General features: G+C 48.3%; 16 protein-coding genes. 15 read left to right on the top strand and 1 reads right to left on the bottom strand.

Annotation, left to right across the window (positions count from 1 at the left end; genetic code table 11):
• Positions 1-162: 162 nt before the first annotated feature.
• From FNY66_RS14310 to FNY66_RS14270, 9 genes are all read left to right on the top strand, one after another.
• Complete coding sequence (locus tag FNY66_RS14310; protein ID WP_150311581.1) at positions 163-3,738, top strand: ABC transporter ATP-binding protein/permease; 3,576 nt, start codon at positions 163-165, stop codon at positions 3,736-3,738.
• A 53-nt stretch (positions 3,739-3,791) separates the two neighbouring features.
• Complete coding sequence (locus FNY66_RS14305) at positions 3,792-5,222, top strand: ABC transporter ATP-binding protein (protein WP_229409542.1); 1,431 nt, start codon at positions 3,792-3,794, stop codon at positions 5,220-5,222.
• A gap of 9 nt (positions 5,223-5,231) precedes the next feature.
• Positions 5,232-6,029, top strand: coding sequence for an ABC transporter permease (locus tag FNY66_RS14300; RefSeq protein WP_087151581.1), 798 nt, complete (start codon positions 5,232-5,234; stop codon positions 6,027-6,029).
• Complete coding sequence (locus FNY66_RS14295) at positions 6,029-6,853, top strand: ABC transporter permease (RefSeq protein WP_164488319.1); 825 nt, start codon at positions 6,029-6,031, stop codon at positions 6,851-6,853. The genes FNY66_RS14300 and FNY66_RS14295 overlap by 1 nt, the downstream gene beginning before the upstream one ends.
• On the top strand, positions 6,831-8,417 hold the full coding sequence (locus tag FNY66_RS14290; protein WP_150311579.1) for an extracellular solute-binding protein: 1,587 nt from the start codon (positions 6,831-6,833) through the stop codon (positions 8,415-8,417). The genes FNY66_RS14295 and FNY66_RS14290 overlap by 23 nt, the downstream gene beginning before the upstream one ends.
• Before the next feature lie 34 nt (positions 8,418-8,451).
• Positions 8,452-9,255 carry a class I SAM-dependent DNA methyltransferase gene (locus FNY66_RS14285; RefSeq protein WP_150311578.1) on the top strand — a complete coding sequence of 268 codons (804 nt, stop codon included), beginning with the start codon at positions 8,452-8,454 and terminating at the stop codon, positions 9,253-9,255.
• Between the two features lie 20 nt (positions 9,256-9,275).
• Complete coding sequence (hslO, locus tag FNY66_RS14280) at positions 9,276-10,157, top strand: Hsp33 family molecular chaperone HslO (RefSeq protein ID WP_150311577.1); 882 nt, start codon at positions 9,276-9,278, stop codon at positions 10,155-10,157.
• An 83-nt stretch (positions 10,158-10,240) separates the two neighbouring features.
• Positions 10,241-12,154 carry an NAD(+) synthase gene (locus tag FNY66_RS14275; RefSeq protein WP_150311576.1) on the top strand — a complete coding sequence of 638 codons (1,914 nt, stop codon included), beginning with the start codon at positions 10,241-10,243 and terminating at the stop codon, positions 12,152-12,154.
• On the top strand, positions 12,151-13,209 hold the full coding sequence (locus FNY66_RS14270) for a molybdopterin-binding protein (protein WP_150311575.1): 1,059 nt from the start codon (positions 12,151-12,153) through the stop codon (positions 13,207-13,209). Before FNY66_RS14275 ends, FNY66_RS14270 begins: the two co-directional genes overlap by 4 nt.
• A gap of 217 nt (positions 13,210-13,426) precedes the next feature.
• Here the strand turns inward: FNY66_RS14270 and FNY66_RS14265 are convergent, their stop codons facing one another.
• On the bottom strand, positions 13,427-14,305 hold the full coding sequence (locus FNY66_RS14265) for an AraC family transcriptional regulator (protein WP_087151588.1): 879 nt from the start codon (positions 14,303-14,305) through the stop codon (positions 13,427-13,429).
• Positions 14,306-14,653: 348 nt separating this feature from the next.
• Here FNY66_RS14265 and FNY66_RS14260 point away from each other — a divergent pair, with 348 nt between their 5' ends.
• From FNY66_RS14260 to FNY66_RS14235, 6 genes are all read left to right on the top strand, one after another.
• On the top strand, positions 14,654-16,906 hold the full coding sequence (locus tag FNY66_RS14260; protein WP_150311574.1) for a glycogen/starch/alpha-glucan phosphorylase: 2,253 nt from the start codon (positions 14,654-14,656) through the stop codon (positions 16,904-16,906).
• Between the two features lie 10 nt (positions 16,907-16,916).
• On the top strand, positions 16,917-18,407 hold the full coding sequence (gene malQ, locus FNY66_RS14255; RefSeq protein ID WP_087151590.1) for a 4-alpha-glucanotransferase: 1,491 nt from the start codon (positions 16,917-16,919) through the stop codon (positions 18,405-18,407).
• 266 nt (positions 18,408-18,673) lie between these two features.
• Positions 18,674-19,186, top strand: coding sequence for a hypothetical protein (locus tag FNY66_RS14250; protein ID WP_087151591.1), 513 nt, complete (start codon positions 18,674-18,676; stop codon positions 19,184-19,186).
• Between the two features lie 172 nt (positions 19,187-19,358).
• Positions 19,359-19,874, top strand: a complete 516-nt coding sequence (locus FNY66_RS14245) for a hypothetical protein (RefSeq protein WP_150311573.1) — start codon at positions 19,359-19,361, stop codon at positions 19,872-19,874.
• Between the two features lie 25 nt (positions 19,875-19,899).
• Positions 19,900-20,448 carry a hypothetical protein gene (locus FNY66_RS14240; protein WP_150311572.1) on the top strand — a complete coding sequence of 183 codons (549 nt, stop codon included), beginning with the start codon at positions 19,900-19,902 and terminating at the stop codon, positions 20,446-20,448.
• Between the two features lie 240 nt (positions 20,449-20,688).
• Positions 20,689-21,369: a hypothetical protein gene (locus tag FNY66_RS14235; RefSeq protein WP_150311571.1), complete on the top strand. Its 681-nt coding sequence runs from the start codon at positions 20,689-20,691 to the stop codon at positions 21,367-21,369.
• Positions 21,370-21,380: the final 11 nt, after the last annotated feature.

The raw sequence follows: 21,380 nt of genomic DNA, 5'->3' as shown, positions 1-21,380 counted from the left end.
TATACCACTAAAAAGTAAAACGTAGATGCAAACTATGTAAAATTAAAATAATCATATTTATTTACTTTATGTACAGTGACAAATACGGTGTAATTCGCTATAATATCAGCATTGAGGGTTGGGGCGGAATCTGACACTTGAATTTTGAAAGGAGATGCAGTAATGCTTCAGGTAAAAGACATCCGTAAAGAATACCGCACCGGAACTCTTGTCCAGAAAGCTTTGGACGGAGTGAGCCTGAATCTGAGAGATAACGAATTTGTTGCCATCCTGGGGCCGAGCGGTTCGGGAAAGACGACGCTTCTTAATATCATTGGCGGGCTGGACCGCTATGACAGCGGCGATCTTATCATTAATGGAATATCCACTAAGAAATATAAAGACAGGGATTGGGATTCCTACCGGAATCACACGATAGGATTCGTATTCCAAAGTTACAATCTGATCCCTCACCAGACAATTCTGGCGAATGTGGAGCTTGCTCTGACAATCTCAGGAATCGGAAAGGCAGAGCGCAGGCAGAGAGCGCGGGAAGCGTTGACGCAGGTAGGACTGGGCGAGCAGGTGCATAAGAAGCCGAACCAGCTCTCCGGCGGCCAGATGCAGCGGGTTGCAATAGCCCGGGCACTTGTCAATGATCCGGATATACTGCTGGCTGATGAGCCTACAGGAGCATTGGACAGCGAGACGAGTGTACAGGTGATGGATCTGCTCAAAGAGGTGGCTAAAGACCGGCTGGTCGTCATGGTCACACATAACCCTGAGCTGGCATATGAGTATGCGACACGTATCGTGAACCTGAAAGACGGACAGATAAGATCGGACAGTGATCCCTATATAGTGAATGAAGAAGAGCTTATGGACCCGGAGCACAAAAACATGGGGAAATCTTCCATGTCTTTCATTACTGCTCTTTCCTTAAGTTTTAATAACCTGAAAACAAAGAAGGCGAGGACACTCCTTACGGCGTTTGCCGGATCCATTGGAATTATCGGCATCGCTCTCATTTTGTCCCTGTCGACAGGAGTCAACGACTATATTCAGCAGATCGAGGAGGAGACTCTTTCCGAGTATCCGCTGCAGATTCAGAGTACCGGATTTGATTTCTCTTCTGCATTGGAAACCGGGGGGATTCCGGATTCAGAGGACCAGACCGGCGATATCTATGTGGTAGAGATGGTAACGGATATGTTCTCTACTTTAGATACAAATGACCTTGAATCTCTGAAATCTTATCTGGACAGCGGGGAGAGCGGGATAGAAAAATACACCAATGCTGTAGAATATTCTTATAATACAGAACCTCAGATATACAAGGAAAACGGAGACGAGATCCGGCAGGTCAATCCGGATCATTCTTTTGACTCACTGGGGTTCGGCTCATCATCAGGGTCCGGCATCATGTCTTCTATGATGAGCACGGATGTATTCTATGAAATGCCGGAGAACGAACAGCTTTATGAGGGACAGTACGACGTGAAAGCAGGACGCTGGCCGGAGAACTACAATGAGTGTGTGCTTGTCCTTACATCCGGCGGTGGCATGAGCGATTTTATGCTTTATACACTGGGATTAAGAGATCCGCTGGAACTCGACGATATGGTGGAGCAGTTTGCAAATGAGGAGAATATTACTGTACCTGAGGACATAGGTACGTACACCTATGACGACATCATCGGCACCACATTTAAGCTGGTGAACAGTGCCGACTACTATCAGTATGACAGCCAGTATGAGGTGTGGACAGACAAAACCGGTGATGAGGACTATATGAAAGAACTGGTGGCGAATGGAGAAGATCTTACGATCGTCGGAGTGGTACAGCCTGCGGAAGACGCCAATGCGTCCGCGCTCAGCCCGGGGATCTGTTATCCGGCGTCCCTGACGAAACATACTGCAGAATATGCAGCGAACACCGATATTGTCAAAGAACAGCTTGCGGACTCGTCTGTCAATGTATTTACCGGAGAAAAATTCGGAGAAAACAGTTCCCAGGATGAATTTGACATGGAATCCCTCGTAACGGTCGATGAAGAGAAGCTGCAGGAGGCATTCGGCTTTGATGAGAGCGCATTTACAAATGTGTCGGACTCCTTGGACTTCTCAAGCGTGTTCGGAAGCGCGGGAGACTCCGTGGACCTCTCGCAGATGATAGATCTGAGCGGAATAAGCGTTGATCTGCCCGATATGGGATCAATGGATCTTGGAGATATAATGGAAAATGTTGATATCTCCATGTCCTCCGAAGACTTCTCGAAGATTGCGGGGGAACTGCTGGCAGGATATCAGGAGTATGCGAAAGAACACCCGGAGGCGGATTATTCGGGACTGATGGAGAGTTTTCAGGAGTATCTCAGGACTGATGCCGCGCAGGCGATCATAAAAGCGACGATGCTGGAGATCATCCAGTCGGAGGGCGGAGTCAGTGTGACATCAGGACAGATATATGAACTGACGGCATCTTTAAAAGCCGGATTTATACAGTATGCGGAGTCAGCGGAGATGCCGGAAGGGGGCTGGACAGCAGAGGGTTTCTATACTAAGCTTGAAGAGTACCTGCAGACAGATACAGCCCTTGGAACGATAAATACCTGGATGAACGGCATCTTTACGTCAAAACTGCAGAGTATGGAGATTGATGACGGGTATATAACCAGACTGGCCGCCGCTCTGGCAGCAGGTTATCAGCAGTATGCTCAGGCGGGAGGCGGTCCGGATCCGTCTAAGATGGGAGAACACTTTATCGAATATCTTCAGACAGAGGCGGCACAGGATATAATATCGGAAGGACTGGCTTCGGCAATAGATATTGACGCCATAGAGTCTCAGCTCACACAATCTGTAGAGAGTTACATGAGGAGCGCCATGGCGGCTTACGGCAGCGCGATCAGTCAGGCGCTTGAGACTCAGATGTCTTCAGCCATGCAGCAGATGATGAGTCAGATCGCATCCGGAATGGGTGACGCCATGAGCCAGGCAATGGCAAATGTGGGAAGCAGTCTGGAAGATGCAATGAATATTGATGCAGAAGCGTTTGCGGATGCATTTCAGATGAATATGTCAGGAGATGAACTGACCGAACTTATGATGTCCATGAATTCGGGACAGAGTGCTTCTTATGAGAACAATCTGGCGTCTCTCGGCTATGTGGATTTTGATGTGCCGGGAGGGATAGATATTTATCCGAAAGATTTCGAGAGCAAAGAAGCGGTGGTCGGCATCCTTGACGATTATAACAGCCGCATGGAGTCGGAAGGTAAGGAAGAACAGGTGATCACTTACACGGATATGGTTGGAACACTGATGTCCTCCGTGACAGAAATCATCGATATCATCAGTTATGTGCTGATTGCTTTTGTGGCGATATCTCTTGTCGTATCGTCCATTATGATCGGTGTGATCACATACATCAGCGTGCTGGAAAGAAAGAAGGAGATTGGTATTCTGCGCGCAATAGGTGCATCTAAGGGGAATATTTCACAGGTATTTAATGCAGAGACATTTATCATCGGATTCTGTGCGGGCGCGCTGGGAATCATCATCTCTCTGCTGCTTTTGATCCCCGGAAATGCGCTGATCCACTATCTGGCAGGAACAAATGACGTCAATGCCGTGCTCCCGGCGGGGCCGGCGGTAATACTTATCCTCTTGAGCGTTATCCTGACATTGATCGGCGGTCTGATCCCGTCGAAGAAGGCAGCCAAGAGTGATCCGGTGACAGCCCTGCGGACGGAGTAAACTGTTACCTGGCTTTGTTACTATAGAGAAGACCCATGGCAAGGAGGGGAACCATGAATCAGAATATTATAGAACTTAAGAACATAAAGAAGGTTTTCGATGATACCGTGGTCGTGGAAGACTTTAACCTGGAAGTGAAAAAAGGTGAATTTGTTACATTTTTAGGTCCGTCAGGCTGTGGGAAGACGACGACACTTCGCATGATCGCCGGATTTGAATTCCCGACAGAGGGGCAGATCCTCTTAAATGGAGAGGATATCAGTCATCTGCCGCCCAATCTGCGGCCGATCAACACAGTGTTTCAGCGCTATGCGCTGTTTCCCCATATGAATGTTTATGATAATGTAGCGTTCGGGCTGAATCTGAAGCATCTGCCCAAATCCGTGATCAGTGAGAAAGTCAGAAGGGTTCTGGAAGTGGTCGATCTGGAAGGGTTTGAGAATAGAAAGATATCCACGTTGTCGGGAGGACAGCAGCAGAGGATCGCCATTGCCCGCGCGATCGTCAATGAACCTGACATCCTGCTTCTTGACGAGCCGCTGGGGGCGCTGGACCTGAAGATGAGAAAAGAGATGCAGCTGGAGCTGAAATCCATGCATGAACAGCTGGGAATTACATTTATCTATGTGACGCATGATCAGGAGGAAGCTCTAACCATGTCCGATAAGGTCGTGGTCATGTCGGACGGCATGATCCAGCAGATCGGGACTCCCGAGGAGATTTACAATGAGCCGAAAAATGCTTTCGTCGCGGACTTTATCGGGGAAAGCAATATCTTTGAAGGAAAGATGGCGGCATCCATGACGGTCAGCTTCTGCGGAGCTGAATTCCCTTGTGTGGATAACGTACCGAAAGATACGCGCGTTGACGTGGTAGTGCGGCCCGAAGATGTCATTATAACCACTCCGGAGCACGGCCAGATCAGCGGAGTTGTGGACTCTGCGGTATTTAAGGGGATGTACTATGAGATCACGGCGATCCTGCCGGATGAAAATGAGGTGGTCATCCAGACTACAAGAAACGTGCAGCCCGGCGAAGAGATTGGTATGCGTATCGGGCCTGACGAGATCCACGTCATGCCTGCGGGCGTGCTCATGAATGTCTTTGACGGCACGATCACGAAAGACGGACGCGCAGCATTTGCCGGCGGTGAGTACGAGTGTGACCTGACACAGCTCTACGAGGGCTCTGTTCAGAGCGGCCCGTGCTCTGTTATTACGGCAGGCGGCGAGGAGATCGATCTCGAGGGTACTTATGTGACGGTAGAAGTGCCGGTGAAAGCGGTTTCCATGAGTGATGAACAGAGGGAATACCGTGCGGACGGAAATATCATCTCATTTATCTATAAAGGAAATCACTATAACTATACGGTGCGGACAGCTACGGAAGAGGACTTCGTGCTGGACGAGGATGATCTGTGGAACGAGGGGGACCACGTAAGTCTGATGATTCCAAAAGAGCAGATCGTACTGAAGAGAAAGTAGGGACTGGATATGAAAGGTTTTCGATTCAGCAGGAAACAGCTGTGCATCCCTTATGCACTGTTCCTGATCTGTTTTGTCGTACTGCCGCTGGCAGTGATTGTTTACTATGCGTTTACGGACGGGAGCGGGAGATTTACTCTTGAAAATCTTCTTAACTTCTTTACGAACGGAAATACGATAGGCACGCTCTGCTACAGTGCTGTGATCGCAGTCGTGGTGACGGCGGTCTGTCTTCTGATCGCTTACCCTGTGGCGTACGTACTGGCAAGGAGCGGCCTGAAAAGAGGGCCGGTGCTGCTGATGCTCTTTATCCTGCCGATGTGGATCAACTTTACATTGCGGATCACCGCATTAAAAGAGATCCTGACAGTACTTGAGGGTAATCTGTCTCTGCATCCGTTCCTGAATACGGTGATAGGGATGACATACGATTATCTTCCATTTATGATCCTGCCGTTATATACGACTCTGCTCCAGCTGGATCAGAGCCTGCTGGAGGCGGCGCAGGATCTGGGAGCAGGACCGGTGTCAGTGTTTTCCAGAGTGACACTGCCTTTATCCATGCCGGGGATCGCCAGCGGGATCACAATGACATTTCTTCCGGCGATGACCAACTATGTCATCCTTGATATGATGTACAACAGTACGTATATCATGGGTTCACTGATCGGAAGTTACTTCAATATCTATGACTGGAACAACGGTTCCATGATATCGCTGATCCTTTTTGCACTGATCTGCATCGTGTCGCTGTTTACCGGCGGAGAGGATCAGGATGATGCGAAGAACAGGGGGGCAGTGCTGTGATGAAAAAGATACTTTCTTATTCCTGGCTTGCTATTGTGGCGCTTTTTATGTATATACCTGTACTGATCCTTGCATTTTACAGCTTTACTGATTCCACGACGATCGGTGCCGTGCGGGGATTTTCCCTGCACAATTATGTAACGCTTTTTACGACAGAAGAGCTTAGGAATATGATCGCCGGCACTCTTCTGCTGGCTGTAGGAGCAGCTGTGATATCTTCGATCCTGGGGACAGTCGGCGCTGTCGGTGCGTTTTATTCCAGGCCGTTTACCAGAAATCTGGTCGAGAATGCGAACAGGATCCCGGTTGTCAATGCGGACGTGGTTACTGCGTTTTCAATCTGTATCCTCCTGATCGTCGTGCTCGGGATTGAGAAGAATACATTTATTCCGCTGGTGATCGGACATGTGGTACTGTGCACTCCTTTTGTATATCTCGCCGTGATGCCGAAACTCAAACAGATGGATAACGGTCTCTATGAGGCTGCGCTCGATCTGGGCGCGACGCCGTTCCAGGCACTGTATAAGGTCGTGATCCCGCAGATCGTCCCGGGAATCGTATCGGGATTTATGCTGTCGATCACGCTGTCACTGGATGACTATTTTATTTCCACGTATACAAAGCCGGCGACATTTGACACGATCAGTACCTATGTGGTTAATGCCACAAGAGGGGCGCAGACCGAGATCAAAACTGCGCTGTGGGCTCTGTCCACGGTGATCTTCCTTGTCGTGATCCTGGCGGTGGTGATCATGAATCTTGCTGCGGCAGGAACAGAGAAGAAACAGGAGGTGAGCGCATATGAAGGCAGAGAGAAAGTGTAAAATCGGAATATTGGCAGCAGGCACTGCGCTGACAGCCGCATTTTCACTGGTCCTGCCTGTCGGGACGATATCCGGAAACGGAATATCCGACGGCGCGCCGTCGGGGAATCCGGCTTCTGTGTCTGCGGCAGAAAGCAGCGGGAAAGTGACCCTGCGCATCGCCAACTGGGAAGAATATATCGATGAGGGCGGCTGGGACGAGGAAGAAGCAATCGACCTCGATGACCGGGAAAGCACCGTGATCCTGGGAGAAAATTCCATGATCGAGGACTTTGAAGAATGGTATCTGGATACTTATGGTGTGGAGGTGGAAGTAGAGTACTCCACATTCGGAACAAATGAGGATCTGTACAACCAGCTCACGCTCGGCAATGATTTTGATCTTGTATGTCCGTCCGAGTATATGTTTATGAAACTGATCGCGGAGGACAGGCTTCAGCCGCTCTCTGACAGTTTCTTTGACGAAGAGAATGAGAACAACTATTACATCCGCGGTGTGTCGGACTATATCAGAAATATTTTTGATACAAATACAATAAACGGCGAACCGTGGAGCAGCTATGCAGCAGGCTACATGTGGGGAACGACGGGAATTGTATACAATCCCGAAGTAATCTCTGAAGAAGAGGCGTCTCACTGGTCGATCCTTGCTGATCCGAAATACAAAGGACAGGTAACGATCAAGGACAATGTGCGCGACAGCTACTTTGCGGCGCTTGGGATGCTGAACGAGGAGGCATTGCTGGAACCGGATTTTATCAGCTCACCGGACCGCCTTGAGCGCATTGCGGAGCTGATGAACCAGACAGATGAAGAGACGGTCAAAGAAGCTGAGGCCATATTAAAGCAGATGAAAGAGAATGCCTATTCCTTTGAGTCGGACAGCGGGAAGGCCGACATGGTGACCGGCAAGGTGCTGGCGAACTATCAGTGGTCGGGTGATGCGGTCTACACGCTGGATCAGGCAGAGATCGACGACTATTATCTGGCATATGCAGTGCCGGAAGAGTGCACGAATATATGGTTTGACGGCTGGGTCATGCTGAAGGACGGAATAGAGGGAGACGACGCCAGACAGCAGGCTGCCGAGGCTTTTATCAACTTCATGTCAAGACCGGACAATGTTGTCAGAAATATGTATTATATCGGATATACATCTGTCATTGCGGGCGGTGACAGTGATATAATCTATGCATATGCAGACTGGTGCTACGGGGCGGAAGATGATGCTGAGGATACGATCGAATATCCGGTAGGATTCTTCTTCAGCGGAGATAATGCAGATGAAGATTATATCATTACCGCTGAAGCGGATCAGGTGAACAGGCAGCTTTTTGCACAGTATCCGCCTCAGGATGTGCTGGAGCGCGCCGTAGTTATGCAGTATTTTGATCAGGAAAATAATGAGCGGATCAATCAAATGTGGGTCAATGTGAGATGTTTTGACCTGACAGAGCTGACACCGCAGGACTGGGCAAAAATCGCGGCAGTGCTGACAGCTGTGATCGCAGCAGTGGTGATCTATAAGAAAAGAGATGATATCAGGCAGCTCAAAAGAAAGTGACCAGATTCGTACGTAGAAGAACGGAGGCGGACAGGTGGAGGCATATACGAGTTTTGCATCAGTGTATGATACATTTATGGATAATGTCCCTTATGAAGAATGGGGGCGATATATACAGGGCATGCTATGCAAATATGGCGTAAAAGACGGAATTGTGCTGGAACTTGGATGCGGTACAGGTACGATGACAGAGATTCTTGCAGGATACGGATACGATATGATCGGTGTGGACAATTCCGAGGATATGCTTGAGCTTGCCATGGAAAAGCGGATGAAATCCGGACATGATATACTGTATCTTCTGCAGGATATGCAGGAATTTGAACTGTACGGCACAGTCAGAGCGGCGGTAAGCGTATGTGATTCCGTCAATTATATAACGGAGCCGGAAGAACTGGAGGAAGTGTTCCGGCTTGTCAATAATTACCTTGATCCGGGCGGTATTTTTCTCTTTGATTTCAACACAGATTATAAATACAGGGAGATCATGGGAGACTGTACAATAGCTGAAGACCGCGGCGAGTGCAGTTTTATATGGGATAACTATTATTATGAAGAAGAGCGGATCAACGAGTATGACCTGACTCTTTTCATAAGAGAATGCGGCCGGGAATCAGAAGGAGATCCGGACCATACGGGAGGGCTGTATCGCAAGTATAAGGAAACCCACTATCAGAGAGGGTATACACTGGAAGAGATGCGGACGCTCCTGGAGCGTGCAGGACTTGTGTTTGAAGCTGCATATGATATGGAAACCAAAAGCGAGCCGGGGGATACAGCTGAGAGAATCTGCGTGATCGCGCGGGAAGCAGGGAAACAGCCGTTGACCGGAAAGTAACTAAGGAGGATGATACAGGAATGAAAGATTATATAGTAAGAGCGTCTGCGGCGCATACCCAGATCCGTGCGTTTGCGGCAGTGACGACAGAAATGGTGGAAGAAGCAAGACAGCGCCACGGCACAAGCCCTGTGGCAACAGCGGCTCTCGGCAGACTGATGACCGGGGGCGTGATGATGGGAAGCATGATGAAGAATCCAACGGATATGCTGACGATCCAGATTAAATGTTCCGGGCCGATCCAGGGCCTTACGGTGACAGCAGACAGTCAGGGAAATGTAAAGGGGTACGCCTTTGATCCGGACGTGATGCTGCCTCCGAAGAATGGTAAGCTGGATGTGGGCGGAGCGCTCGGACAGGGTGTCATGACCGTGATCAAAGATATGGGGCTTAAAGAGCCGTACTCCGGCCAGACGATCCTGCAGACCGGCGAGATCGCGGAGGACCTGACTTATTATTTTGCCACATCGGAGCAGGTGCCGTCCTCTGTGGGATTAGGCGTCCTCATGGAACATGACAATACCGTCCGCTGCGCAGGGGGATTCATCGTGCAGGTAATGCCTTTCATCGAAGATGAAGTCCTGAATAAACTGGAGCAGAACATCCAGAATATCCAGTCAGTGACCTCCATGCTGGACAACGGACATACTCCGGAAGAGATGCTTGCCCAGGTGCTGGACGGGCTGGATCTGGAGATTACTGACACGATGCCGGCACAGTTTTATTGTAATTGTTCCAAAGAGAGGATTGAAAAAGCAATCATCAGTGTAGGCAGAAAAGAGATACAGTCGATGATCGACGACGGCAAGGATATCGAAGTAAAGTGTCATTTCTGCAATACAGCTTACAAATATACGGTAGATGAGCTGAAAGAACTGCTGAAAAAAGCGAAAGCCAGATAAGAATAAATTGTGAAAAAAGTGTGAACGGGGACGTAGTAAAACCCGATTTTACTACGTCCCCAACGAGAAAGGCGGAAGGGAAAATGAAACACGGGTTTGTAAAAGTTGCCGCAGCTACACCGGATATCCGGGTGGCGGATGTAGAGTTCAACACGGAGAAAATTTGTGAGGCGATCAGTGAGGCCTGCGGACAAAAGGCTAAGATCATCGTATTTCCGGAGCTGTGTGTGACCGGATATACATGCGGGGATCTGTTTACCCAGGATGTGCTTTTGAAAGCAGCAAAAGATGCTCTGGTAAAGATCGCAGCCTATACAGCGGACAAGGATATCCTTGTCTTTGTGGGCGCGCCTCTGTCTGTCCGCGGCAAGCTGTACAATGTTGCGGCGGCTATGAATCAGGGAAAAGTGATCGGGCTGACAACGAAGACATTTCTGCCGAATTATGCTGAGTTTTATGAGATGCGTCAGTTCACTCCGGGACCGGATACGGCGGAATATATTTGTTTTAACGGGGAGCAGATACCTTTCGGACCGCAGCTTTTGTTTAAGGAAACGCAGATGGAGGATCTGATCGTGTCCGCGGAAATCTGCGAAGATGTATGGTCCCCTGTCCCGCCGAGTATCGGGGCTGCTCTTGAGGGCGCGACAGTGATCGTAAACTGTTCTGCCAGTGACGAGACGATCGGAAAAGACAGTTACCGAAGAGAATTGATCGCGGGACAGTCTGCACGCCTGATCGCGGGATATATCTATGCAAATGCCGGCGAGGGAGAGTCCACGACGGACGTAGTGTTCGGCGGACACAATATCATTGCCGAAAACGGAGCGATCCTAAAACAGGCTGACAGGTATCACAATGAGATCATTTACTCCGAGCTGGATATCCAGAGGATCATCAGTGAGAGAAGAAAAAATACGACATTTAAGGCTGTGACCGGGCAGACGCTTGTGCAGATCCCGTTCCATATCAATAATGAGGAGACGGCGCTTACCAGGACATTCCCGAAAAAGCCGTTCGTGCCGTCAGATGAGAGAGCAAGAGCAGAGAGATGTGAGGAAATCCTGACTATTCAGGCCATGGGACTGAAAAAGCGTCTGGCACATACGCATGCGAAGACCGCGGTTGTCGGCATTTCAGGCGGACTTGATTCTACACTTGCGCTTCTCGTGACAGCAAAGGCATTTGAAATGCTCGGACGTGACAAGAAGGATATTATTGCGGTGACGATGCCCTGTTTTGGAACGACCGACAGGACGTACAATAACGCCTGTGAGATGACAAGAAAAACAGGCGCTACACTGAAAGAAGTGCCGATCGCGGATGCGGTGAATATCCATTTCAGGGATATCGGGCAGGATCCTGAGAATCACGACGTGACTTACGAGAATTCTCAGGCAAGGGAGCGTACGCAGGTGCTTATGGACATTGCCAACCGGACGGGCGGCATGGTAATTGGTACCGGCGATATGTCGGAGCTGGCACTGGGATGGGCGACATACAACGGCGACCATATGTCCATGTACGGCGTCAATGCATCCGTGCCGAAGACTCTGGTGCGCCACCTTGTCAAATATGCAGCTGACGAGACTTCGGATGAGGAGCTGCGCAGAGTGCTTTATGACGTCCTTGATACTCCGGTGAGTCCGGAACTCCTTCCGCCCAAGGACGGCGACATCGCCCAGAAGACAGAAGATCTTGTAGGACCTTATGAACTCCATGACTTCTTCTTATACTATATGCTCCGGTTCGGATATGAGCCGGCAAAGATCTTTCGTCTGGCTGAGATGACATTTGAGGGGGATTATGACAGAGAGACGATCCTGAAATGGCTGAAGACATTCTGCCGGAGATTCTTCTCTCAGCAGTTCAAGCGTTCCTGCCTGCCGGACGGACCGAAGATCGGTACGGTAGCTCTCTCACCGAGAGGAGACTGGAGAATGCCGAGCGATGCATGTGTGGCTGTGTGGATGAAAGAACTGGAGGCGATAAAATGAAACTGATCAGGACAGAAGATGCGGTAGGCAGCGTGCTCTGCCATGATATTACGCAGATTATCCCGGGAGTGGTGAAAGATGCCGTATTCCGTAAAGGACATGTGGTCACGGAAGAAGACATTCCGGTCCTGCTCTCTGTCGGGAAAGAGCATCTGTATGTGTGGGAAAAGCAGGAAGGAATGCTCCACGAAAATGATGCAGCCGAGGTGCTCCGTCAGGTATGCCAGGGCGAATATATGAAAGCATCGGAGGCAAAAGAGGGAAAGATCGAACTGACTGCGGAAGAGGACGGGCTTTTAAAGATCGACAGAGATAAACTGAACGCGGTGAATGCCATGGGACAGATGGTGCTTGCGTCCAGGCACGGAGATTTCCCCGTGAAAAAGGGCGATAAGATCGTGGGAATGCGAGTGGTCCCGCTCGTGATAGAAGAGGAGAAGATGAACCGTGTGAAAGAAATATGCGGTGACGAGCCTGTTTTCCGGATCCTTCCATTCCGGAAGATGAAAGCCGGGATAGTAGCAACCGGAAGTGAAGTTTACCATGGCCGGATTGAAGATAAATTCACTCCTGTGGTAAAAGAGAAACTGGAAGAATGCGGTGTGGAAGTGATGGGACATGTGCTGTGCGACGACGATGCAGAGATGACTACAGGTGCGATCGCTGACTGGATTGATAAAGGTGCTGACATGGTTGTCTGCACCGGCGGGATGAGTGTGGATCCGGATGACAGGACTCCCCTTGCTATCCGCAATGCGGCGGACGAGGTGGTCACTTACGGAGCACCTGTCCTGCCCGGTGCTATGTTCATGCTTGCGTATAAGAAGCGGGAGAACGTCGATGCGGATACGGAGGCAGAGAGCAAGGCGGATATCCCGATCATGGGACTGCCTGGATGTGTTATGTATTCGAAACGCACAATCGTCGATCTCGTGCTGCCGCGTATCGTAGCCGGTGAACATCTGAGTGTCGACGATTTCAGCGTGCTGGGTGAGGGCGGACTGTGCCTGAACTGTAACGTGTGTACATATCCGAACTGCGGATTTGGGAAATAAAAGCTGATTATGTAATACTATACAAAAATCGACAAATTAAAGTAATGCTTTAATGCATAGAAAAACCACCCTCTGAACTTTGGCCGAGTATCTAGGGTGGTAATTCTATTACTCATTTACGAGGGCAACCACTTTGTGGCGGTTGTTCCTTTTCTGTCTTTAATATAGCATATCTGACCGGGGCGCGCAAGGCACTACTCAGATTTTCCCCTGCTGTTTAACCTTGTGTCCGCCACTTCCCCGGCGACATCCCATACTTCCGTTTGAAAATACGGTTAAAATATGACAGGTTGTCAAAGCCGCTCTGTTCCGCAATCTCAAGGACAGAGCTGTCGGAAGATTTCAGCAGCCGTTCCGCCATAGTCAGGCGGTAATCGTTGAGATACTCGATAAATCCCGTGCCCATATGCTGCTTGAAGAATTTCATGAAATGGGATTTACTGTAATAGGTAAGAGCCGCCATATCATCGATGGTAATGTGTTCGGCATAGTGTTCTTCTACAAATTTTAAAATGGTTTTCATTTTTTCAAGAGACTTCGTCTGTGATACGGACGCAGTCTCTTTTTTCTGCCTGTTGGAGATGAGCAGATAGAAGAACTGGAAGAGATGTCCCTTTACCGCGAGCTGATACCCCTCTGTTCTGGCGTCGCAGAGCAGGTCGATCTGGCGGATACATTCAGAGACGTCTTTATAATATGGCAGGGCGGGGGTCAGGAATGATTCTGAAGGGATATCGCCGTTTATAAAAGGCAGGATGAAACGGACGGCACACAGATCATTCTCACCTGCTATGAGCAGTTCCGGCTTTAATATGATATTTTCGTACTCCATGATATAATTCTGGTCCTGCTCGATGGAGTGGAGCTGACCGGGGCGGATGAGGATGATATCCCCTGATGTAACAGAGCGCCTTTCCAGATCAGCTGAGACAATGCCGCGGCCTTTCTTGATGACGATCAGCTCCAGTTCCGCATGCCAATGCAAAGGTACGGATGGAAAGTCTTTGGGAATGGAGCAGAGATATGTATTGTAGGGAAATTCTGCAGTTGTGTGAGACTTCGTCTCGTGATAGTTCTGGTATTCATTCAGATTCATGTCATACCTCTTTTAATGATAATGTATAAATGTCCAGCCCATGCCATTCGCAAAGCTGCGTTGGCAGGCCACAGTTCAACCTGCGCCAATCGCTAAGCCGCACTATCGTGCTAACTGCGGCTTCGCCGCTGCTTTGCTCATATGCCGGCGCTCACCTCATCTGCCTGCCAGACGCCAGATTCTTATGCAAGCATAAATCTGTCGACTGACAGCAGATGGCTGAACTGTGATGATAGTATTATACAATAAAAGGAAAGTATATTGCAAGAAATCAGATTGAATTAGTACTATAATGCGAATCATAGAGATAAGACATATGGATTCTTTTTTGAAAGGAGAACTACTATCATGAACATTCAGGAAAAGGTAGAAGCGTACCTTGGCAAGCCGGTCGCACAGGCTTCCAACAAAGAAATCTATGACGGACTGCTCACGGTTGTACAGGAGATGGCAGCAGAGAAAGAGCGTACAGACAGCAAGAAGAAGCTTTATTACATTTCAGCAGAGTTCCTGATCGGAAAACTGCTCTCTAACAACATGATCAATCTCGGTATTTATCAGGAAGTAAAAGAGATGCTCGAGAAGAACGGAAAGGACATCTGCGAGATCGAGGAAGCAGAGCCGGAGCCGTCACTCGGAAACGGCGGACTTGGACGTCTTGCAGCATGTTTCCTCGATTCCATTGCAACGCTTGGACTCGCAGGAGACGGAATCGGTCTGAACTACCACCTCGGTCTGTTCAAGCAGGAGTTTGAAGATCATCTGCAGAAAGAGACTCCGAACCCGTGGATCGAGGAGAAGTCATGGCTTAAGAAGACTGACACGGTATATCCGGTACAGTTCAAAGGACTGAATGTCAATGCGAGAATGTATGACATTGAAGTGACAGGATATAACAATAAGACAAATAAACTTCATCTCTTCGATATCGATTCTGTTGACGAATCTATTGTTGAAGATGGAATTGATTTCGACAAAAACGATATAGAGAAGAACCTGACGTTGTTCCTTTATCCGGACGACAGCGATGAGCAGGGAAGACTGCTCCGTATTTATCAGCAGTATCTTATGGTAAGCGCGGGAGCACAGCTCATTCTCGACGAGTGCACGGCAAAAGGAAGCAATCTTTACGATCTGCCGGATTATGCGGTGATCCAGATCAATGACACTCACCCGACTATGGTAATTCCGGAACTGATCCGTCTGCTCATGGAGAGAGGTATGGATATGGACGACGCCATTGACGTTGTATCCAGAACATGCGCATATACGAACCACACAATCCTTGCCGAGGCGCTTGAGAAATGGCCGGTACATTACCTGAAGAAAGTTGTCCCGCAGCTTATGCCGATCATCGAGGTGCTTGATGATAAAGTAAGAAGAAAATATGAAGATGAGAGCGTTGCGATTATCGACCGTAATGATACGGTGCATATGGCACACATCGATATCCATTACGGATTCAGTGTAAACGGTGTTGCCGCGCTGCACACAGAGATCCTCAAGAACTCTGAACTGAACAACTTCTACAAGATTTATCCGGAGAAGTTCAACAACAAGACAAATGGTATCACATTCCGCCGCTGGCTGATCCACTGCAACCCGCGCCTGACAGCACTGCTTGATGAGACGATCGGGGAAGGCTGGAAAAAAGACGCTGCAGAGCTCGAAAAACTTCTTGCATACAAAGATGACGACAAAATTCTCGACAAACTGCTTGAGATCAAACATAAGAATAAAGAAGATCTCTGCGCTTACCTGCGCGAGACACAGGGGCTGGAAGTGAGCCCGGATACGATCTTTGATATCCAGGTAAAGCGTCTCCACGAGTACAAACGCCAGCAGCTGAACGCGCTGTATATCATTGATAAATATCTGGAGATCAAAGCAGGAAAGATCCCGACAGCTCCGGTGACAGCGATCTTCGGTGCGAAAGCAGCTCCGGCTTACGTGATCGCAAAAGATATCATCCATCTGATCCTCTGCCTGCAGGAGATCATCAACAATGATCCCGAGGTAAACAAATACCTGAGAGTTGTCATGGTAGAGAACTACAACGTGACAAAGGCCGGCAAATTGATCCCGGCATGCGATATTTCCGAGCAGATTTCTCTTGCTTCCAAAGAGGCCAGCGGAACAGGAAATATGAAATTCATGCTCAACGGCGCAGTGACACTGGGAACAGAGGATGGAGCGAACGTAGAGATCCACGAGGCTGTGGGCGACGACAATATCTTTGTATTCGGCGCATCCAGCGACGAAGTGATCGAGCATTACGCAAAGGCTGATTATATTGCAAAAGATTACTATGAGAACAACGAGGCAATCAAAGCTGCGATCGACTTCATCACAAGCGACGAGATGCTGAAAGTCGGCTGCGAAGAGAACCTGACACGTCTTCAGAATGAGCTGATCAATAAAGACTGGTTCATGACTCTTCTGGATTTTGACTCTTACAAAGAGACAAAAGAGAAAGCTCTTGCTGCATATGCTGACAGAAAGGCGTGGGCGAAGATGGCTCTGGTCAACATTGCGAAAGCAGGATTCTTCTCATCAGACCGTACCATCGAAGAGTACAACAGAGATATCTGGGGATTATAAGGAGGAAAAAATGAAAAGAGCAAGCGGAATCTTATTACCGATATTTTCCCTTCCGTCAAAGTACGGGATCGGATGTTTCTCAAAGGATGCGTACAAATTTGTGGATATGTTAAAAGAGGCGGGCCAGAGCTACTGGCAGATACTTCCGCTTGGACCGACTGGTTATGGGGATTCCCCGTACCAGTCTTTCTCCACGTTCGCGGGAAATCCTTATTTTATCGACTTAAAGACTCTCATCAAAGAAGGCCTTCTCACGAAAAAAGAATGCAAGGCGTATGATTTCGGCGATCAGGCAGACTGCATCGACTATGAGAAAATCTACAATTCCAGATTCAAGGCGCTGAAAAAAGCGTATGACTGTTTCTGTGAAAATGGCGGTGAGAGCAGCGAGGACTATGTGGCATTTGTCACAGAGCAGGCTTTCTGGCTGGATGACTACAGTCTGTATATGGCTGTGAAAGACAATAACGGCGGCGTGAGCTGGAGCGAGTGGGATGCGCCTCTCAAGAACAGAGAAGAGGCTGCTCTTGACACTGCGAGAGAAGAACTTGCAGAGGAGATAGGCTTTTACAAGTTCCAGCAGTATGAATTTGATAAGCAGTGGAAAAAACTTCATGCCTACGCAAATGAGAAAGGCATTCAGATCATCGGCGATATCCCGATCTATGTGGCGTTTGACAGTGCTGATACATGGGCGGCGCCCGAGATGTTCCAGTTCGATGAGAATAACGAACCGACCGGAGTGGCAGGATGCCCGCCGGATGCATTCTCCGCGACAGGACAGCTCTGGGGCAATCCGCTCTATGACTGGGAGTATCATAAAAAGACAGGATACGAGTGGTGGATCAAAAGGATTGAATACTGCTTTAAGCTTTACGATGTGGTTCGTATCGACCACTTCCGCGGTTTTGACGAATATTATTCAATCCCGTACGGTGAGGATACAGCCGTAAACGGTAAATGGATGCCGGGACCGGGAATGGATCTGTTCCGCGCCATTGAGGCGAAACTCGGAAGACCGGCGATCATCGCGGAAGATCTGGGATTCCTTACACCCAGCGTGCTCCAGCTTCTAAAAGACAGTGGATTCCCGGGAATGAAAGTTCTCCAGTTTGCGTTCGACGCACGAGAATCCTCCAACTATCTGCCGCATACTTATCCGACGAACTGCGTAGTCTACACGGGGACTCATGACAATGATACGACAAGAGGCTGGTATCATGAGGTGGGAAAATCAGCCAGAGATTTTGCAAAAGAATATATGTGCAAAGAAAGGCTTGACGAGGATACGCTGACAAAAGACTTTATCGCTATGGCTATGAGCAGCGTCGCGGATCTGTGCGTGATCCCGATGCAGGATTACTTAAACCTCGGCAGTGAAGCCCGTATCAACATCCCGTCTACGCTCGGCGGCAACTGGGTATGGCGGATGAAGAAAGGACAGTTCGATAAAGCGACAGTGAAAGAGATCGCAAGAGTGACAGAACTGTATGGAAGATAAAATTAACCCTTAGCGGGAATATAAACATATACAAATTATAGAAAACCAGTCAGATATAGTGGGAAGTCGGAAAATACATTTCCGTTCAACCATTATATCTGATTGGTTTTTCTGTTATAAAATTAACTGATTGTTGATGCGGTTTTACATACTTTTCACTTGGATTTAAATACAGGCAGTATATCCTCTGTTACAATGGAAAATGATCAAAAGGCCTTATTGATCCATAAATAACTGATTTGTTTCATAAGAGGAGGAATCTGTCTATGAAAAAAAGAATAATCGCCTTATCTATGATAGCAGCAATGAGCGCGGCACTTCCGGGTACGGCTCTGGCAGCAGAGACGAGCCAGGAACAGCAGATCAGTGTGACGCTGACAGCAGAACCGGAGTATACGGTGACTATTCCGGCTTCCGTTTCAATGGGAAATGAAGGCACTTATGTAGATGTTACTGCAGAAGAGATCACTAACTTACCGGAAGGCAAAAAGATCTCCGTGACGATCGCCGGTACAGACAAATACAATGATCAGATGGTTGTCGAGGCGCAGACATCGCCGAGAACGTCACTGCGGTATCAGATTATTTCTGACGATGGTGAGCTGATCGAGACAAATGCTTCCACAGGCGCTGCCGGTGTCGGAAAAGAAGTTGTATCATTTACTGAAAACGGGACGAAGCAGTATCAGATTAAACCGGTGATCAGTGGAAGATATGAGTATGGCGTGGCATATACAGGCAGCATAACCTTTGGAATTGAAGTGGCGGATGCAGAATAGCCGACCGCCTGTTTTATAACGAACGTGGAAGTGCCGGCTGCAGGCGAAACTGTGGACGGATTTTCTCTGGCCCTTGTCTGCGCGACGGACGGTATAAGTGCGATCATCGTCAAAAATGCGGAAAAGGCCAAATACTAATCTAGATAAATAACGAAAGAAGTGTACAGATTATATGCAAAACCACAGAAATAAAAAGACGGCTCTCTGGATTGTTCTGGCAATTATTATTGTTGCAGTCATTGCTGTATCATCAATTGCAATTTGGAATTTTGTGATATCCGGAGGTAATGAGGAAAACCAGGAGAGTCAGGGGATTGTTTTGGATGATAGTGCGGAAGACTGGGACGGGAATACAAAAGATCTGTCTGAAGGGCAGGCGGGAATAAAGATTCCCGGTTATGGAGACATTTCGGTGCCTGCCGGAGAAAGTGTATGGAATATTACATTAGCCAATCCGGAAGATAATGCATGTTATTTCAGATATACCATTACCATAGATGATGACGAGATGCCGATTTACGAATCTGATCTGATAGAGCCCGGCAAGGCTGTAAGAGAATTCGAAGTATCGGAACCTCTTGATCCCGGGGACTATGAAATACATCTGAATATTTCTACCTACTCCATGGACGACACAATGACGCCGATGAACGGCGCTGTAGTCAAGGCGGATTTGCATGTGATCTGACGGCAGACTGAAAGGAGAAGGTCTTATGAGAAAAATTGCATTTGGAGCAGCACTTTTAGCAGCGGTATCAATGTTTGGTACAGTGCCGGTAAATGCGGCAAATACGACATCCGGGAGAACAGATCTGAGTCTGTACGTGGCAAACGATCCGGTTTATACAGTGACAGTTCCCGAGACGGTAGCACTCAGCGCTACTGAAAATACTCAGGTGCCGATCACGGCAAGCGATGTTAAATACATACCGGAAGGCAAGAAAATCTCCGTAACACTCGACAGAGGAAACGGTGCTTTCGGCAGATTGTATCTGGAAGGAACAAATGAAGAGACGGGGAAAGAGTACATGATGACATTATATGTCAAAGGTACAGACGGTGAGTTCAAAATGGGCGCCCTTGAGAATCAGATCAAAGGCATGGAGCTTGCTTCTTTCACAGAAGACGGCACAATGAATTATGAACTTCGTCCGGCAGCGCTTGATTATCCGGATTCAACATCAGACAACCTTGTTATCCAGAAGGGAGTACACTACAGCGGATATGTTACCTATGGTATCGAACTCGCAGATATCCAGTAATGTGCTGCCTCATATTAAAATTACTTCGCAGATAAGAATAACCTTCGGGCAGACCTGATATGTCAGCCTGAAGGTACTTTTTGTTTTAGGGAAAAGTATCGGGGGATGAGGGCGTCATGTGTCTTCACAAGATGAAAGTATCGGTGTACAGGAGGCAACGTTGACGCTATAATATAAATAGCATATAACAGGGCAGAAACACCCATGCCTGGCACAGAGAACGGCTTTATGGAGGTGTCTATGAATACCAGAAGAAAACAGATACTTACAGTCGTGGGAATTACTGCTTTTGCTGTATTGATCATTGTTCTGTTCTTATTTGCAATAAAGCAAAGAGATGCATACGCATCCGGAGATCTTGGGAGTATCCAGCATACGACGCTTGGGACAATTAAGAAAATGGATCTTGAGAACGGGATTGTTGCCGTGCGGGTTCATGGAGAGGATGAAGATTATAATTACGAGTACAAAACAGTACTTAATTATCTCGAGGATGAGCAGGTTGATCTGGAATTTAATCATCCCGATACCGATTGCGCAGGGTTCGAAGAGGGAGATGTTCTCGCATTTGATTATTTCGTGGCAGATGAAGAAAAGCGACCGCTTCCTGTGTGGAGTGCAGAGGTGCTGGGAAAAGAGAATCCGAACTCAAATATCAGCCGGCTGAATTTTGTTTCTGCAGAGGGGGAAATCCTGTCGATAGAAAACGAAAACCCGCACTATATGGTGGTGATGGCGGAACTGGAGAATATCGGTGAGACGGAGATTACTCTTGAGGCGGCATGGACACTTCCCGAACCTGGAGAATATTATGAAGACGGACAGAAGATCCGGTTTTACTACGAGCCGCCCCGTGAGAACCGCATTCCGGGCAGTGTGTATATCGGATCCTATGAGGAACAGATTATTGTGCTGGAATAGTCTAAAGTAAA

Origin of the sequence: Mediterraneibacter catenae, assembly GCF_008691045.1 — a bacterium.
GTDB classification, from domain to species: domain Bacteria; phylum Bacillota; class Clostridia; order Lachnospirales; family Lachnospiraceae; genus Mediterraneibacter; species Mediterraneibacter ornithocaccae.
Note: the sequence above shows the minus strand (reverse complement) of the source record. Positions and strands in the feature narration are given on the sequence as shown.

What these genes read in the sequence shown, in the direction of transcription:
- FNY66_RS14310 (WP_150311581.1), top strand. Translation starts at nt 163, where the DNA reads ATGCTTCAGGTAAAAGACATCCGTAAAGAATACCGCACCGGAACTCTT.
- FNY66_RS14305 (WP_229409542.1), top strand. Translation starts at nt 3,792, where the DNA reads ATGAATCAGAATATTATAGAACTTAAGAACATAAAGAAGGTTTTCGAT.
- FNY66_RS14300 (WP_087151581.1), top strand. Translation starts at nt 5,232, where the DNA reads ATGAAAGGTTTTCGATTCAGCAGGAAACAGCTGTGCATCCCTTATGCA.
- FNY66_RS14295 (WP_164488319.1), top strand. Translation starts at nt 6,029, where the DNA reads ATGAAAAAGATACTTTCTTATTCCTGGCTTGCTATTGTGGCGCTTTTT.
- FNY66_RS14290 (WP_150311579.1), top strand. Translation starts at nt 6,831, where the DNA reads ATGAAGGCAGAGAGAAAGTGTAAAATCGGAATATTGGCAGCAGGCACT.
- hslO (WP_150311577.1), top strand. Translation starts at nt 9,276, where the DNA reads ATGAAAGATTATATAGTAAGAGCGTCTGCGGCGCATACCCAGATCCGT.
- FNY66_RS14275 (WP_150311576.1), top strand. Translation starts at nt 10,241, where the DNA reads ATGAAACACGGGTTTGTAAAAGTTGCCGCAGCTACACCGGATATCCGG.
- FNY66_RS14270 (WP_150311575.1), top strand. Translation starts at nt 12,151, where the DNA reads ATGAAACTGATCAGGACAGAAGATGCGGTAGGCAGCGTGCTCTGCCAT.
- FNY66_RS14265 (WP_087151588.1), bottom strand. Translation starts at nt 14,305, where the DNA reads ATGAATCTGAATGAATACCAGAACTATCACGAGACGAAGTCTCACACA.
- FNY66_RS14260 (WP_150311574.1), top strand. Translation starts at nt 14,654, where the DNA reads ATGAACATTCAGGAAAAGGTAGAAGCGTACCTTGGCAAGCCGGTCGCA.
- malQ (WP_087151590.1), top strand. Translation starts at nt 16,917, where the DNA reads ATGAAAAGAGCAAGCGGAATCTTATTACCGATATTTTCCCTTCCGTCA.
- FNY66_RS14250 (WP_087151591.1), top strand. Translation starts at nt 18,674, where the DNA reads ATGAAAAAAAGAATAATCGCCTTATCTATGATAGCAGCAATGAGCGCG.
- FNY66_RS14245 (WP_150311573.1), top strand. Translation starts at nt 19,359, where the DNA reads ATGCAAAACCACAGAAATAAAAAGACGGCTCTCTGGATTGTTCTGGCA.
- FNY66_RS14240 (WP_150311572.1), top strand. Translation starts at nt 19,900, where the DNA reads ATGAGAAAAATTGCATTTGGAGCAGCACTTTTAGCAGCGGTATCAATG.
- FNY66_RS14235 (WP_150311571.1), top strand. Translation starts at nt 20,689, where the DNA reads ATGAATACCAGAAGAAAACAGATACTTACAGTCGTGGGAATTACTGCT.